General features: G+C 53.4%; 12 protein-coding genes and 1 pseudogene. 8 read left to right on the forward strand and 5 right to left on the reverse strand.

What is annotated here, in order from left to right; all coding sequences use genetic code 11:
* From VPK24_RS01980 to VPK24_RS01990, 3 genes and pseudogenes are all read left to right on the forward strand, one after another.
* Window positions 1-105, forward strand: a pseudogene (locus tag VPK24_RS01980) (IS5/IS1182 family transposase); the annotation flags it as partial.
* Between the two features lie 53 nt (window positions 106-158).
* The gene (locus tag VPK24_RS01985; protein WP_393010245.1) at window positions 159-536 is read left to right on the forward strand and encodes a hypothetical protein; all 378 of its coding nucleotides are present in this window, start codon (window positions 159-161) and stop codon (window positions 534-536) included.
* 107 nt (window positions 537-643) lie between these two features.
* On the forward strand, window positions 644-1,579 hold the full coding sequence (locus VPK24_RS01990; RefSeq protein WP_393010247.1) for a restriction endonuclease: 936 nt from the start codon (window positions 644-646) through the stop codon (window positions 1,577-1,579).
* Here VPK24_RS01990 and VPK24_RS01995 read toward each other — a convergent pair.
* A complete protein-coding gene (locus VPK24_RS01995) occupies window positions 1,576-2,958 on the reverse strand; it encodes a cobyrinate a,c-diamide synthase (RefSeq protein WP_393010249.1) in 1,383 nt (460 codons plus the stop codon). The genes VPK24_RS01990 and VPK24_RS01995 overlap by 4 nt on opposite strands.
* Window positions 2,959-3,035: 77 nt before the next feature.
* On the opposite strand from VPK24_RS01995, the gene rsmG reads away from it, so the two are divergent.
* Window positions 3,036-3,740: a 16S rRNA (guanine(527)-N(7))-methyltransferase RsmG gene (gene rsmG / locus VPK24_RS02000; protein ID WP_393010251.1), complete on the forward strand. Its 705-nt coding sequence runs from the start codon at window positions 3,036-3,038 to the stop codon at window positions 3,738-3,740.
* A gap of 177 nt (window positions 3,741-3,917) precedes the next feature.
* Here the strand turns inward: rsmG and VPK24_RS02005 are convergent, their stop codons facing one another.
* Together VPK24_RS02005 and VPK24_RS02010 are read right to left on the reverse strand one after the other, a co-directional pair.
* On the reverse strand, window positions 3,918-4,679 hold the full coding sequence (locus VPK24_RS02005; RefSeq protein WP_393010253.1) for a hypothetical protein: 762 nt from the start codon (window positions 4,677-4,679) through the stop codon (window positions 3,918-3,920).
* Window positions 4,680-4,706: 27 nt separating this feature from the next.
* Window positions 4,707-4,988, reverse strand: a complete 282-nt coding sequence (locus tag VPK24_RS02010; protein ID WP_393010255.1) for a DUF29 family protein — start codon at window positions 4,986-4,988, stop codon at window positions 4,707-4,709.
* Here VPK24_RS02010 and VPK24_RS02015 point away from each other — a divergent pair.
* From VPK24_RS02015 to VPK24_RS02030, 4 genes are all read left to right on the forward strand, one after another.
* Window positions 4,957-5,904, forward strand: a complete 948-nt coding sequence (locus VPK24_RS02015; RefSeq protein WP_393010257.1) for a DNA adenine methylase — start codon at window positions 4,957-4,959, stop codon at window positions 5,902-5,904. The two genes, VPK24_RS02010 and VPK24_RS02015, sit on opposite strands and share 32 nt — an antisense overlap.
* On the forward strand, window positions 5,904-7,025 hold the full coding sequence (locus tag VPK24_RS02020) for a restriction endonuclease, SacI family (protein ID WP_393010259.1): 1,122 nt from the start codon (window positions 5,904-5,906) through the stop codon (window positions 7,023-7,025). Before VPK24_RS02015 ends, VPK24_RS02020 begins: the two co-directional genes overlap by 1 nt.
* Before the next feature lie 177 nt (window positions 7,026-7,202).
* On the forward strand, window positions 7,203-9,293 hold the full coding sequence (gene ligA / locus VPK24_RS02025) for an NAD-dependent DNA ligase LigA (protein ID WP_393010261.1): 2,091 nt from the start codon (window positions 7,203-7,205) through the stop codon (window positions 9,291-9,293).
* Window positions 9,294-9,434: 141 nt separating this feature from the next.
* A complete protein-coding gene (locus VPK24_RS02030; protein WP_393010263.1) occupies window positions 9,435-10,310 on the forward strand; it encodes a DUF4230 domain-containing protein in 876 nt (291 codons plus the stop codon).
* A 359-nt stretch (window positions 10,311-10,669) separates the two neighbouring features.
* Here VPK24_RS02030 and VPK24_RS02035 read toward each other — a convergent pair whose 3' ends face one another.
* Together VPK24_RS02035 and VPK24_RS02040 are read right to left on the reverse strand one after the other, a co-directional pair.
* Window positions 10,670-12,190 (reverse strand): class I SAM-dependent methyltransferase, encoded by a 1,521-nt coding sequence (locus tag VPK24_RS02035; RefSeq protein WP_393010265.1) that lies wholly within the window; start codon window positions 12,188-12,190, stop codon window positions 10,670-10,672.
* 332 nt (window positions 12,191-12,522) lie between these two features.
* Window positions 12,523-14,754: a GAF domain-containing protein gene (locus tag VPK24_RS02040; RefSeq protein WP_393010266.1), complete on the reverse strand. Its 2,232-nt coding sequence runs from the start codon at window positions 14,752-14,754 to the stop codon at window positions 12,523-12,525.
* Window positions 14,755-14,838 lie beyond the last annotated feature (84 nt).

Raw genomic sequence — 14,838 nt, forward strand, 5'->3', positions numbered from 1 at the left:
TTTCGGATCTTCTCAGGACGCTATCGCAATCGTCGTCGCCGTTTTGGCTTGAGGCTTCATCTGCTGGCCGGGTTGCTCAACTACCAGGCAACACATCCAATTTGATTCGTGCAAGAGGTCTATTGATTGGGCTTCATGCAAAATTGACACCCCAGACCATGACTGAATCCCAGCTTCTCGAAGCTATTCTGCAACTGCCTGAGGGCGATCGGTTAGACCTGCTCGATCGGCTCATGGGCGCTCTAATTCAAGATTCTGGAAAGGCGAAAAATCTTTTTCAGCGCTATGTCTTATTACATTTATTGCAAGATCCAGACTGCTTAGCTGGGCTGAGTCCCACAGAATTAACCACCTTAGCCCACAGTCAGCTCACGAGCGATCGACAAGCGGAGCTAAAAAATCTTTTGGCGCGTAACAGTCAGCAGCCTAGCAGTTTAAGCTCTGAGGAGCAGTCACAATTTGATCAAATTCTCATAGAGATTGACCAGCTCAACTGGCTCAAGGCTCAAGCGCTCTGCACTCTGAAAAATCTTTAGCACTCGACAACCAAGATGCATGAATAAACTTGAAATCATAATTTTTTAACAATTGCTACTTTGCAGTGGATGATATTAAATATTGAAAATAGTTCAGACGGATATCTATGACTGTCCCTGATTATCAGAGCTTGATGTTACCACTATTGAAGTATGCAGGAAGCTGTCAGAATGAATTAACCACGAATGAAGCTGTTGAATTTTTGGCACAGGAACTTGAACTAACCGAAGATGACTTACATGAAATGCTGCCCAGTGGTAGTCAGTCTACTTTTGGGAACCGTGTTGGTTGGGCCGCAACTTATCTAAAAAAAGCAGGGCTTTTGGAGTCCACAAGGAGAGGATATTACAAAATTACAGATCGGGGCTATGAGCTTCTGGCCAAGCAGCCTAAAACTATTAACGTTAAGACTCTGGAAAAATATCCTGAATTTCTAGAATTCAAAAAACTAAAAGGTACTCGTTCAAGGGATGGAGAAAAGGAACTGGTTACTAAGCCAATGCCTGATTTTTCGACGGCAACTCCATCTGAAGCATTGGAGGCTGCTTATGAAAATCTTAGGGATGAGTTGGCTAGTGAATTATTGGCAAAACTGAAGAAGACTTCACCTAGCTTCTTTGAGTATGTGGTTGTTGAATTATTAGTCAAAATGGGCTACGGCGGCTCTCGTTCCGATGCTGGGCGAGCAATTGGCAAAAGTGGTGATGGCGGGATTGATGGAATTATCAAGGAAGATAAGCTTGGTTTAGATGTTGTCTATATCCAAGCTAAGCGCTGGGACAGCACGCCTGTGGGGCGGCCGGATGTGATGCAATTTGCTGGGGCGTTACAAGCACAAAGAGCTAATAAGGGCATTTTTATCACGACTTCCCGATTTACTGATGAAGCAAAGAACTACGTTTCTCAAATTGGGAGCAAGATTGTTCTGATCGATGGAGAACTACTAACTAGCTTGATGATTGATAACGATGTTGGAGTTTCAACTATTTCGCTTTATCCAGTCAAGAAAATTAACAGCGATTACTTTGACGAAGGACTCTAGTGATTAGTTGTTGTTGAGAGGTAGTCGAGCCAGGCGGTCATCACTTGGGGATTGCTGGCGAAATGCAAATGTACATAGCTGCCCAGGACGGAACCGACGCAATAGCCTTCCGTGAGTCGATCGCCCCGAGAGGTTAATAGGTCATAGCATTGGGCGATCGCCCCGGCCGCTTCGGGGTTTGCCACTTCCGAGTAGTGAAACCGATGGCCACGAATGGTTTCTCCTGAGGGCAAAGGGCCGCCAGGAGCGATCGTCGCTTCCACGTAACCCAGCTTGGGGCGGCGGGTCATTTGGATTTGCAGCGGTAATAAACCCAAGAGCGATCGCCCCGTGCCATCGGCCAGGGTCAGGCGATCGCACAGATAGATAAAGCCGCCACATTCCCCATAGATTGGTTTGCCGGCCGCGGCCATTTGGCGAATGGCCATTAAACAATCGGTGTTGCTGGCAAGCTGATCCAGGTATAGCTCCGGGTAGCCACCCCCAAGATAGAGCACGTCACAATCGGTGGGCGGCCGATCGACCAAGGGCGAAAATTCCACCAACTCCGCCCCTCGATCGCGCAGAAAATCTAAATTGGCTTCGTAATAAAAACAAAAGGCCCGATCGCGTGCGATCCCGATTTTGCGGGGCGATCGACAACTGACGGCAATTGGGGCGATCGGCACGCGTGGTTCAGGCTTCGGGGTTGGTTGCTCCCGTTGCAACCGTTGCCAGAGCTGATCCAAGTCCAGATGGGTTTCCAGCAAATCCGCCAGTCGATCGATATATCCCTCCCCCAACTGATCCTCATCGGCCATTTTGAGTCCCAAGTGGCGGCGATCAATCAATGCGGCCTCATCCCGGGGCACACCGCCCAAAATGGGCATTCGCACGCGATCGCGAGCAGCCCCCGCAATCCGATCCAAATGTGCTCCGCTGCCCACCCGGTTGCAAATTGCACCCAAAAACCGCAAATCCGGGTCAAAGGTTTCATAGCCCCAGATCAGGGCCGCCCCGCTACGCGACAGGCCCCGACCATCCAACACCAACACCACAGGCGCGTTCAACCACTTGGCCAGCTCGGCCGTGCTGCCCGCCTCTTGGTCGCCATAACCATCAAACAACCCCATGGCTCCTTCAATCACCGCCACATCGGCTCCGGCCACGGCGCGATCGAACAGCGCTTGGTTTGTTGCCTTAGGAAGCATCCAACCATCCAAATTATGAGACGGGCGACCCGTGGCCCGACGGTGATGGCCCGGGTCAATGAAATCGGGCCCCACTTTGAACGGCTGCACCACCCATCCGCGCCGCGTCCAAGCTCGCATCAGGGCGATCGCCACTGAAGTTTTGCCCACTCCACTGTGGGTTCCCGCCACCACTACCGTTGGAATCATGCTGCGATTGCACTCAAGGAATACGTTAACGGGGCCAGATTGCGCTTAAATTGCCTAGCAGCTTGCTCCCCATGGCCATGACCCTTCCCACAGCGCCCGCCTTGCCGAACCCGATCGACCTTTGGCAGTTAACCCTGCAATGGCAGCCCGACGCAGCCACCCAAGCCCAATTTCAGCGGCTCTATGAGGTGATCTTGGCGGGTAACCAACGGATGAACTTAACCCGCATTACGGAACCATTGGACTTTTGGGAAAAGCATCTTTGGGATTCGCTGCGGGGTCTATTTTCACCGATTTTGCAACCGGTACTGGCCCAGCGGGCCTCGCAGGCCATCACCGTGGCCGATTTGGGAACCGGGGGCGGCTTTCCAGGGCTACCGGGCGCGATCGCCTTTCCAGAATGGCAATGGTTGCTGATGGATAGCACGCGCAAAAAGATTCAGTTTGTGGCGGAGGCGATCGCGGAATTGGAGTTGGGCAATGTACAAACCGCGTGCGATCGAGCAGAGCAGTTCGTGCGGCGACCGGGCCCCAAACCGAATTTTCACCTGGTGACCTTGCGGGCCGTGGGTGCAGCGGATCTTTGCGCCAGCTACGCCCTGCCGATGTTGGCCCCGCGAGGCGTTGCGATTTTGTACCGAGGTCGCTGGAGCGCAGAGGAGGAAGCCAGCCTGCAAGATCCCCTCAGCCATTGGGGCGCAGAAATTTTGGGTGTAGATGCCTTTAAAACTCCAATGACTGAGGGCGATCGCCACTGCATCTATTTGCAAAAAATTGACTAGTTTCCCTCACCCGATCGCCCGTCAGTTCGTGGAAAAGCAGCAAACGGGCGATCGGGTAACTTGTCCCAAAAACATGAAACCTCGATCACCACTAGAAACAGGCATGATTATCATTTAAAAATCACCGCAAAGTCATAACAACCAAGCACTCATTTTTCAGAATTTCAGCATCAATCACTAGGGACTCTTCGGCGTAATGGCCGGAGTTGACAAGGTGTTAATAGGCTTAGGAACGTCCGACAGTTGACCAGGATTAAAGCCCAATTGAATCAAACTAATTGACATCAGTTTTTTGTCAACATAATGAATGAATAATTCTGGTTTTTCCTCAACACCGCGCGTGTTTTGCCGGGTTGCCAAATAACTCAGTAGCTCATTTCTGAGGCTCAAGCAAGATAAATAGATGGCGTGGCTATTTTTGATGTTTTCTTCTTGCTTGAAAGTCAAAGACAAATTACCGTAAAAAAGAACCACTCCTGAAGAAACCAAAAAAACATTAATCACAGCATTATTCACTTCACCCCAACCTTCTTTACTAATAAAAAATAAACAAATAACAGCGATCGCTCCCAGCGTACACATCATTGCCAGCGAAATATAATACTGTTTATAGAAAAAGCCCATAATTGAAGCATTGCGATCAATCAAGACCTCAACATCCTGCAGTTGAAAAATTAATCTTGATTTCACAGAGGGCTTCGGCTTTAGCCATGCCGTTTGTAAAGCAATTTGTTCCTTAGTGAGCTTTTGGGGTGCAGTAATCCATTTTTGCTCCCATTGGCTACTCACGAGTAACAAAACATAATAAGCAATCCCAACCAAGCTCAAAAGCACCAGAACCAAAACAATATGGCCGAGGAATGTGGGCTGGCGCTTTTGGCCATTCATGATCGCCCAAGCAAGCCAACTGGGAATTTGGGGGGAAACAGGCTCTTCCATGTCCAAAAACTTTAGCCTCTTTATTGGCTAGGGATCAAGGTAGATGGGTTGTTCCATCGCCTCTTCCCAGGTAAACGGCGGGGCGATCGGGAAGGTCTCTAGCGCCAACCCAGTCTCACTGTAGGCCTCATCGCGAGCATCCGCATAGGCTGCTCGGATTGCCTCCGGAAGCTGAGATTTGAGAGCTGATTGCTCAAGAGCAACGAAGAAGCAACTACAGTACGAATTTGATATATTGATAGCAACATCATCAAAGAATTCACGGTTAGTTATTACTATGGGTCTAAAATCTAAGCGAACTTCTCCCATTTTTTTGAATGTGGAATCTAACAGCTCCCTTGAGCAAAATCATGTTTCTGTGCATCCTCGCAGTCGTCGTAAAATTGCCTTTGGCTGGTATGGCGGTAAGTTTTCCCACTTAGATTGGCTCTTACCTCTTTTACCCTCATGTCATCATTACTGCGAACCCTTTTCCGGATCGGGGGCTGTTTTGCTGAATCGGGAACCATCTCCCGTTGAAACGTACAACGATATTGATGGTGAAGTTGTTAATTTCTTTCGAGTTTTACGAGATCATTCAGATGAGTTGATTCGAGCGATCGCCCTTACGCCCTTTTCCCGGGAAGAATATTATCAGGCAATCTATGACGATTTAGATAGTCTAGATGATATTGAGCGTGCCCGCCGGTTTTATATTCGCGCTCGGCAAACCAGAACCGGTTTAGCACAAACAGCCTCCTTAGGACGATGGGCAAATTGTAAAGACACCAGTCGATCGGGGATGTCCGGGGTTGTGTCTCGATGGCTGGGCGGTGTCGAAGCATTGGATGCGATCGCCCTCCGTCTCTTGCGGGTACAGATTGAAAACCGGCCAGCTCTGGATGTCATTCGCCTTTACGATGGCCCCAACACATTCTTTTACTGCGATCCGCCCTATCTGCACGAAACCCGAGGTGATACCAAATCCTATGGTTTTGAAATGACTGAGCAAGAACATCAAGAGTTAGCTCTCGCTCTAAATCAATGTCAGGGAATGGTTGCTGTTTCGGGATACGATCATCCAGTCATGGAAGATCTATTTCCCAAATCAAAATGGCAAAAAATTCTTGGCCCGCAAAAAACAATTCATTCCACTAAAGATACGCGCCAAGAAATTTTGTGGATTAATTATTCATTACCTCAGTCCCAATCAGATTCTGATTCTGTTCAGCGAGAGCTATTCTGATGACACCGGATCAAATTCTTGGACAAATTTACCAATCAGCGCTCATCGCGGGGAATCGTTCCTTAATTCAGGACTCTAGGCTGATAGAGCATATCAACCGAGTTTGCCAATGTACGAGCAACCGTTCAGGCGTAAGGTTCCTGATGGCTTGTCTGTTGGGTAAACTTGATCGCCCCGAGGTCGATCCCCGAAAGCCATATACTAAAATTGGCGACTCCGATAGCTTTTCTGGTCGCAGGTATGACGAAGACTATTTGACACTATTTATCAATCAACATCAACTGCCTGTTAATTCAACAACTGCATTTCTTACTCCTACTTTCCGAAATCATGATCAGCCCTTGACTACAGATCGCGAATTAGTAGGCAGGCCGGTTGAGCTATATCGCTCAGTCCTTATTCTTCTGGAAGATGTGGCAGAAAGTCGTATTTCTGCTGAAGACTTACTAACTGAAATTGTGAGAGTGCTTCTAGAGATTCGTGATGAGCAATTACACCGGATCAACTCATTATTATCTAGCCTAGAGCGATCGCGGGGATCTTTACCTTTATCGACAGAGGCTATTATTAAACTCATCACTCAGCATTTAGCTTGCAAAAACTCTAGCCGCTTACCAGTGCTCATTGTGGCAGCCGCTTATCAAGCAGCAAAACACCATCTGGGAGAAAAAATCCTGTCGCTACAAGCTCACAATGCTGCCGACCTACAGACAGGATCGCTTGGCGATATCGAAATCACCCTACAGGATGATTCTGCCGTTATCACAGCTTATGAAATGAAAATGCGTGCAGTTACCAAGACTGATATTGACTCTGCAATTTCCAAAATTTTGAAGGAAGGTCAGACCGTTCAGAACTATATTTTTATTACAACTGAGCCGATTGACCAACAGACCATGGATTATGCAGCAACTTGGTATGAGAAAACAGACGGCGTAGAAGTTTCTATTTTGGACTGCCTGAGTTTTCTACGACATTTTCTAAGCTTGTTTCATCGAATTCGCCAGAATTATCTAAATGCCTATCAAGATCTGGTTTTGAATGAACCAAATTCATCAGTTAGCCAAGCTCTCAAGGAAGCATTCTTGGCACTTCGCCAAGCAGCAGAAAGTGACGACTAGTTTCTACGAACAGCTCTAGACCAACAAAAATCCCCCAGCCGGGGCCGGGGGAACATCGTCAGGGTGCATCTACCTGACCATTACTAGCGATCGCCCCGTGCGCCATCCGGAAGGTTCTTGCATTCCCGGCCGGAATAGCGACAATGGCATCGAGATCGATCGCCCCATTGCTGCCCCATGCCCGCCCCCGCTGACTTGGCCCGCCGCGCTGACCAACTGCGCCAAAAACTCCAGGAAGCCAGCTACGCCTACTACGTGCTGGACAATCCCGTGATGGAAGACGCGGTGTACGATCGCCTCTACCGAGAACTGGAGCAACTGGAAACCGCATATCCCGAGCTGGTTTCGCCCGACAGCCCCACCCAGCGCGTGGGCGATCGCCCGGCGGAGCGGTTCCAAACGGTGCAACACGCGATCGCCCTCTACAGCTTGGAAAATGCCTTTGATTTGGCGGAGTTGCGAGCTTGGGAAGATCGCTGGCAAAAGGTGGCCGGAACCGGGGAGCGATCGCCCGTTCTGGAGGAATTGCCCCTGTTTCAGGCGGCGAACCCGGCTCGCTATGTGTGTGAACTAAAAATCGATGGCTCGGCGATCGCCCTCACCTATGAAGAGGGGCTGCTGGTGCGCGGGGCGACGCGGGGCGATGGGATTGCGGGCGAGGAGATTACCCAAAATATCAAGACGATTCGATCGATCCCGTTGCGGTTGAATACGGCCAATCCGCCGGCCCGGTTGGAGATTCGCGGGGAAGCATTTTTGCCCCTCAGCAGTTTTGAGCAGATCAATCGCGATCGGGCGGCGGCGGGCGAGGCCCTGTTTGCGAATCCTCGGAATGCGGCAGCGGGAACCTTGCGCCAACTGGATTCGCGAATTGTGGCGGAACGGAAGCTGGACTTTTTTGCCTACACGCTCCAATGGCCGGAGGAGCTGGACTGGCCCGATCGCCCCCGCAGCCATTGGGAGTCGCTGGAACAGTTGGCAGCTTGGGGCTTTCGGGTGAATCCGAACCGCGATCGCTGTGCTGACCTGGCGGCCGTTTGGGACTATTGCCAACGGTGGGATCAAGCGCGGCACGACTTGCCCTACATGACCGATGGGGCGGTGATTAAGCTCGATGATTTGGCCCTGCAAACGGCGGTGGGTTTCACCAACAAGTTTCCGCGCTGGGCGATCGCCTACAAATACCCGGCGGAGGAAGCGCCTTCGCGGTTGCTGTCGGTGACGTTCCAGGTGGGGCGCACGGGGGCGATTACCCCGGTGGCGGAACTGGAGCCGGTGCAGTTGGCGGGAACCACCGTGGCGCGGGCGACGCTGCACAACCGCGATCGACTGCTGGAGTTGGATTTGCACCTGGGCGACACGGTGGTGATTCGCAAGGCGGGGGAAATTATTCCCGAGGTGTTGCGGGTGTTGCCGGAGCTGCGGCCCGACGGCGCGACGCGGGTGCAAATGCCCAGCCATTGCCCGGCCTGTGGTGAGGCGGTGGTGCAGCCAGCCGATGAGGCCGTGACGCGCTGCATTAATACCTCTTGTCCGGCGATCGTTCGGGGCAGCCTGCGCCATTGGGCTAGCCGTGATGCGTTGGATATTGATGGGCTGGGGGAAAAGTTGGTGGAGCAATTGAGCGAGGCGGGCTTGGTCAAGTCCGTGGCGGATTTGTACGGGCTGACGATCGCGCCGTTGTTGACCCTGGAGCGGATGGGGCAAAAGTCGGCGGAGAAGTTGGTGAGCGCGATCGCCCGATCAACCGGCCAGCCCTGGGCGCGGGTGCTGTATGGACTGGGGATTCGGCATATCGGATCGAGCAATGCCAAGCTGCTGGCGGCCCAGTTTCGATCGGTTGAGGCCCTGGCCGCGGCCACCGAAGAGGAGTTAACGGTAGTGAACGGGATTGGACTAGAAATTGCCAAGTCGATTCGGGAATGGTTTGGCTCGGCGGCCAATCGATCGCTGGTCGATCGGCTGCGATCGGCGGGGTTGTCCTTGGTAGCATCCGACCCGGATCCGGATCAGGCGATCGCCCAGCCAACCAACGCAACCATCAGCGGCAAGACTTTTGTGCTGACCGGAACTCTCCCCACCCTGACTCGTCCAGAAACTAAGGCGCTAATCGAGCGATCGGGCGGCAAGGTCACCGGCTCCGTCAGCAAAAAAACCGATTACGTGGTGGTGGGCGAGGAGGCCGGCTCCAAACTAGACAAAGCGAGATCGCTCGGATTGGTCTGTATTTCAGAAGCTGAGTTGCTAGAATTGCTGGCAACGGCTTAGTCCAACATTTCAAGCTTTAACTACCCCAGACCACCGCACCAGACGCGCCAGACAAGGGGCTTAAGCCCCTTGCCCCCGGCGATTGCTGTGGCCCCTGGCTCCCCAAACGTCTTCGTCCGATTCTCTCTCCAGGCTTTGTTTATGAAGGTCGATCAACGTCCCCCCAGCGCTCAGCCCACCCAAGCTCCCCAGCCGATCGCCCCGTCGCGGCAACCGGGGTTATGGCGGCAACTCAGCAATAATTTCGCCCTGATGGCGACCGGGGGACTGGTGGCGATCGTGGCCACGTCGGCGGCGGGGATTGGCAACTGGGGCAAGGGGATTAGCGACTTTGTGGCGGCTCCCTTCAACACACCGCAGCCACCGGCCAAGGCCGATGTGCGATCGCTGACGATCGACCAAATTCGCGGGGCCAGCGAACTGACGACCACGGTGTTTTCGATGGAGGCGATCGTCCCAGCCCAGCGCGATCGGGTGTTGGGGCAATTCGTCGTCGGCTCCACCAAGCTGCTCTACATCGCCTACGGGGAAATCAGCGCCGGGATTGACTTCAGCAAGCTCAAGGCCGAGGACGTGCGCCAAGGAACTGACGGTAAGCTGGAAATTCGGTTGCCGGCCCCAGAAATCCTGAATCGCAAAATCGATGTGGGTCGATCGCGGGTTTATGACTACGATCGGGGCTTTTTGGGTCTCGGCCCCGACTCGGGCCCCGAACTGATGGCCCGGGCCCAAGAGGCAGCGCTCGATCGGGTCACGGAATCCGCCTGCCAACGGGGCTTGCTCAATGAAGCCAACAAACGCGCCGTGATGGTGGTTAGCCAAATGTTGGCCCCGACCCAAGCGGGCTTGCCCAAGGGAGCCAAGCCAGTGACGATCATTCCCCAGGAGCCGGATCCCGCCGCCTGCCCGATCGCCAAACCCATTAACCCACCGGCGATCAACCCACCGGCGACCAATCCCCCGGCCACCGACCCCAACGGGGCCGCCGACCAGCCCGCCGCTCCGGCCCAATCCTAGTAGCGCGACAAGCTTGTTCTAGGCAATCAATTCGACTGTTCCTGTTACCTGATCGTTAGGCAGCAAGGGGCTTAGGGCGTGTCGTCAAATTTCCTGAAACCCTGATGACCTCGTTCTTTAAACCAATCAGTCGTAGGGGCGGGGTTTCCCCGCCCAGTTCCCGTGATCCTTGGGTATTCCCAGGGGTGGACAGGGTTGTGGCGATCGCCCGGGTTAGGGTTGGGAGACCCAACCCCTACGGCGATGGAAATGACGACAGGCCCTAATCCCCTTGTTTCTGTAACTGACTCCGCAACTTTGACCCACCGAATTAAGCCTGTCGCACTACTAGGGGAAGTCTGATTGGAAGAACAAGCGATCTACAAAATTTGGAGGGATTTTAGCCAGGGACCAGTTTGGGATTGAAATTGCTCCCAAGAGGTTTTCAGAAGCTGCAAATTTTCTGCATCATTCTCAACGGTTTCACCGTTTTTCTGCAGCTTTAGCCCCATTCGTTTGTAGGTTTCAAAGGCTAATTCGGGGCCCGGTGTTTTGCGCCACATGGACTCTAAAAACAACAGAATTGTTTGATCAACCGCAATGCCACTGCCAACCAGCGGCGCGGCCAATAGTTGAATTTTGTTTTCCGTGAGGGCGCGCCGAGCAATCGCCCGGTTGAACCGATGACAGGTTTCGCGGGTCGCTTTAACGGCAGCTTGGGGAACCACGGGCATCGCCCACCCCCCATCCACCGCGATCGCCAAGGAAAGGTGCAAGTCGCGCCAAGCCAGTTGGGGTAATTGTTGAGCCAGCTCGGCCATGGTGTGGGGGCGATCGCTCAAGCCAGCAATGATGGTTTTGAAGGGTTCCGCATCCAGATGCACCGTTGCCACCGGGCAGGGATATTCCTTGGGGATTTGGGACGATCGCAGCGTGAGGGCGAAGGTTTGCTGATCCAAGCGATCGCGCTGGGCCAAAGAGGCAAGGGGCACGGTTCCGCGCCCAAAAATATCCCGTCGAAATGATTGGTTGGTATAAACGTCCCGCAAGGTTTCCCGCAGCACGGGATCCTCAATGGTTTGTAGGGTTTGCAACTGGTTAGGCTGCAATCGAAAGTGCTCCATTTGGTCACCCAAGTGGGCCGAAACCAAAAAGCTCGCCTTGGCCTCATCCAGCAGTTCCACCACTTCTCGATGGAACAATGGCATGAAGTGGCGATTGCAATATTCATGCACCAAGTAGTTACGAGACATGGTGGAAATTTGCTGGAGCCGATCGAGCGCGGCTGGCTGAGATTTGAAATAAATGGCCTCCTGTTCAGCAATAGCTTTGGCAAAATTCAGAGCCAGATCAAATCGTTTGGTAATGGGGCCCGATTGGGAGAGCACCTGCGCTTGAATTAGCTCTCGCATTCCCAAAAATGCAGACCAACCGGGCATGGCGTTGTAGCTGAGATAAACAACGCCACCAACTTTTAGTTTTTTGCGAATAAAGTTAACGATTTGCTGTCGGTTTTCGGGCGAAATCCAAGAAAAAACGCCATGGAGCGTGATGAAATCAAAGTCCGGCAACTCTGCCCGATCGGCAAAATCCTGGAAAGAGTCATCAAAAAAATGGATGTTTTTGAGGCCAATTTCGCGGGCTAAGGTTTGGGCATGAACAATGTGGCTGGGGTTGAAATCTGTGGCATAAAAATCCCCTTGCGGATTGGCAGCCGCCAGCAAATTGGTGGTGTTGCCCTGTCCACAGCCCAATTCGCAGTAGGTGAAGGCGCGATCGAGCGGGGGAGCCTGAAGCCCCTTACACAACAACACATAATTGAGGTGTGTGGGGGCTAGTTCCCGATAAAACCCATGGGTGTAATCCACTTCGGCCACATAGCCCTCTGTCCAACTTTGCATAGTCGCCTACTTCATCCGCACAGTAATCAACAGCGATCGGGGGACGGCTTCCCAACAGTTGGGTTGCGGGGCCCACTTCCTATCCCTGGCCATCCTCAAAGCAGCCCGCAATTCCGGACAATTACACCGGTTACGAACGGTTCGATCGCCCAGTGATCTCAACTAGTGATTTCGACTAGTGATTTCGACTAGTAATCCCAACCAGCGATCTCAACCAGTGATCCCAACTAATAATCCACCGGGCAAATCTTCGACCGTCCTGAATTCATCACCGCGTCATTAATCACCGCGTCATTAATCACCACGTCATCACCAGGGCGATCGACCTGAAGTTAGCGATCGGGTTCTGGCGGCAACACGGCCACCCGCATAAACCGCAACCCATTGGCCCCCTGGAGCGATTCCACCTCGCCGCTCTCGCGCTTGGAGCCAATCATGCCCTCGCGTTCCAAGTAGCGCAAATATTCCTGATATTCGTGGCCCTCGTCCTCCGTGGCATAGACCACCGTGAGGCAGCCGGGCTGGGTAATTCGTTCTCCTGTGATGGCATCGCGGGCCTTGTCGATCCGCTTTTTGACAATTTCATAGCGCGTGTCGCGGGTTCCTCGCACGTCAAACAGCTTCTCAGTGTTTTCATCATGCAGAATATCCACCGTGGAACCCTGCACCAGCACAAGATGCGTCAAGCGTAATTGGTCACTAAGGGTGCGCTCAATTTCAAAGCCCATCTGCGCACAGGCACAGACGGCCCGCAGTTGCTCGTAGCGCAGGCTGCGAAGGTGGAAGCTGGTGAAGTCGGGATAGATGGAGCTACCGGCATAGATCATGTGATCAATGCCGTCGGTGGATTCAATGTCGCAGTAGTGGGGGGCGATCGACTGCATTTTGCTTTGGCAGCGATCCCAGGTTTCCCGCATCCGCCGATTAATTTCACTCACCAAGTGGTCATATTCAGCGCGGGCTTCGTAGACGGCCCCGTGGGGATTGTCGCAAGCTTGGCGATAGGCGGTGACGGCGGCGGCGGTGGCTGGATCCAATCCGGCCAGATAGTCCAGGTCGTCTTCAATGTTTTCCCGCAGGTATTGGGCCCCGCGCACTTCCGCTTCCACGGTCACGCCGCCTTCAAGGTTGTGGATATATTCCTGCAAGTCCAAGCGCAGTTGCCGTAACAGGGGCAGGTCTTTGGCCGCACAGGCACAATCAAGAATGGCCAGGGCTTGGCGAAACTGGGACAGCAAATCCGTTTGAATGGCTCGATCGCGCGCAAGGGATGAACCGCGAATGTCGGAGATGCCATAGAGCGGATAAACATTTTCAAAGGCGATCGGCTGGGGTGGCAGGCCCCAGCTGCGTCGCTCTGCCTCCTGCAAAAATTTCCATTCCACGGCCGGGTGGATGTTGCTGAAGTGGGACTGGCCGGCCTGGCGCAAGGCCACGGCTAAGGAAGGTTGCAGCAGTTCCGCTCGATTGATGTCCAATAGGTCAAAGTTATCGGGCAGACGACTGGCCACCCCCACTAACCCCATCAACAAGGGGGGACGATCGCCCGCCTTATCCCGCAGCAACAGGGGAATCAACAGCAGAGATCGGGCCCCACGATCACGCAAATCCTGTTCTAGGGGGGTGACGGCCTGGGTGGCCAAATCCCGAACGATCGTCACCCGCTCCAACTGCATGGCCGCCAAACAGGGTGATTCGCGCAAATCCCCCAGGTCATAGCCCCGGACGGTGCGCAGCCGCGCCTCATTCCCCAGGGTTAATTGCAGCCGATCGCCATCGGTACGCAACACAAAGGTGGCATCACCGGAAAAGAGCGATCGCATGGATTGCCCCACCTCCCGGAATTTCTCCGGCTGCAAGATGGAATGGCCATTCAGCAACAGGCGACCCAACCGGCGTAATTGCTCCCGCGCGGTCACGTCCCACCCTTCCAACAACAGTTGCCCCTTGAACTGGCACCATTCCAACTGAAACGCGCTTTCAAAGGAGGGCAGGGAAGTGGAGGCTTCCATGAGGGTTTGCACATCGGGGGCGATCGACTCGAACACCAAGGCCCCCGGCCGCATCCACAATTCCAACCAGCGATCGGCCACTTGCACCAACTTCGGCGCATTCAGCAACCGCCGAATTCGGCTGTCCTTGGGGTGGCGATCGAGCAACAGACGGTAGGCCACCTGTCGCCGCAGCCAATCGCGCAAGACTTCGGCCTCTAATCCTGGCAACAAATCCGCGAGCGATCGGCCAACGGCCACCAAACCCCGCACCGACTCTTGACGACCGGCCAGCTTCACCGCCTGACAAAACGCCGCATTGGCCATGTCCACTTCAAAGCTGTCTGGCTGCACCACCGCAAGCAACACTTGGCTATGGGTCACAACATCCACCATCGTTTCGCTGGCAGTCGATAACAGGCGCTCAATGGGGGAATTTTGATCAATGGCGGCAGCAGCATCGGCCGTGGTGCTGTCTAAGTCCGCAGGGGGTTGCACTTCGATCGGCAGAATAGATTGGCCCGCCTCAAGGATTCTGAGGGTGGTTGCTGAAGGGGTACTGGATTCTGACATTTTCCCTAACTCTCCGAAACATCCCCGACAAGTAAACGGTTTTGAAAGACTGGGTTAAGGACGGCCAAGACCGAATCAACTGAA

It is taken from the genome of Limnothrix redekei LRLZ20PSL1 (genome assembly GCF_043235035.1).
Lineage (GTDB): Bacteria > Cyanobacteriota > Cyanobacteriia > CACIAM-69d > CACIAM-69d > CACIAM-69d.

Excerpts from the sequence above, each read along its gene's own strand:
- VPK24_RS01985 (WP_393010245.1), top strand. The coding sequence starts at position 159 with ATGACTGAATCCCAGCTTCTCGAAGCTATTCTGCAACTGCCTGAGGGC.
- VPK24_RS01990 (WP_393010247.1), top strand. The coding sequence starts at position 644 with ATGACTGTCCCTGATTATCAGAGCTTGATGTTACCACTATTGAAGTAT.
- VPK24_RS01995 (WP_393010249.1), bottom strand. The coding sequence starts at position 2,958 with ATGATTCCAACGGTAGTGGTGGCGGGAACCCACAGTGGAGTGGGCAAA.
- rsmG (WP_393010251.1), top strand. The coding sequence starts at position 3,036 with ATGACCCTTCCCACAGCGCCCGCCTTGCCGAACCCGATCGACCTTTGG.
- VPK24_RS02005 (WP_393010253.1), bottom strand. The coding sequence starts at position 4,679 with ATGGAAGAGCCTGTTTCCCCCCAAATTCCCAGTTGGCTTGCTTGGGCG.
- VPK24_RS02015 (WP_393010257.1), top strand. The coding sequence starts at position 4,957 with ATGGGTCTAAAATCTAAGCGAACTTCTCCCATTTTTTTGAATGTGGAA.
- VPK24_RS02010 (WP_393010255.1), bottom strand. The coding sequence starts at position 4,988 with ATGGGAGAAGTTCGCTTAGATTTTAGACCCATAGTAATAACTAACCGT.
- VPK24_RS02020 (WP_393010259.1), top strand. The coding sequence starts at position 5,904 with ATGACACCGGATCAAATTCTTGGACAAATTTACCAATCAGCGCTCATC.
- ligA (WP_393010261.1), top strand. The coding sequence starts at position 7,203 with ATGCCCGCCCCCGCTGACTTGGCCCGCCGCGCTGACCAACTGCGCCAA.
- VPK24_RS02030 (WP_393010263.1), top strand. The coding sequence starts at position 9,435 with ATGAAGGTCGATCAACGTCCCCCCAGCGCTCAGCCCACCCAAGCTCCC.
- VPK24_RS02035 (WP_393010265.1), bottom strand. The coding sequence starts at position 12,190 with ATGCAAAGTTGGACAGAGGGCTATGTGGCCGAAGTGGATTACACCCAT.
- VPK24_RS02040 (WP_393010266.1), bottom strand. The coding sequence starts at position 14,754 with ATGTCAGAATCCAGTACCCCTTCAGCAACCACCCTCAGAATCCTTGAG.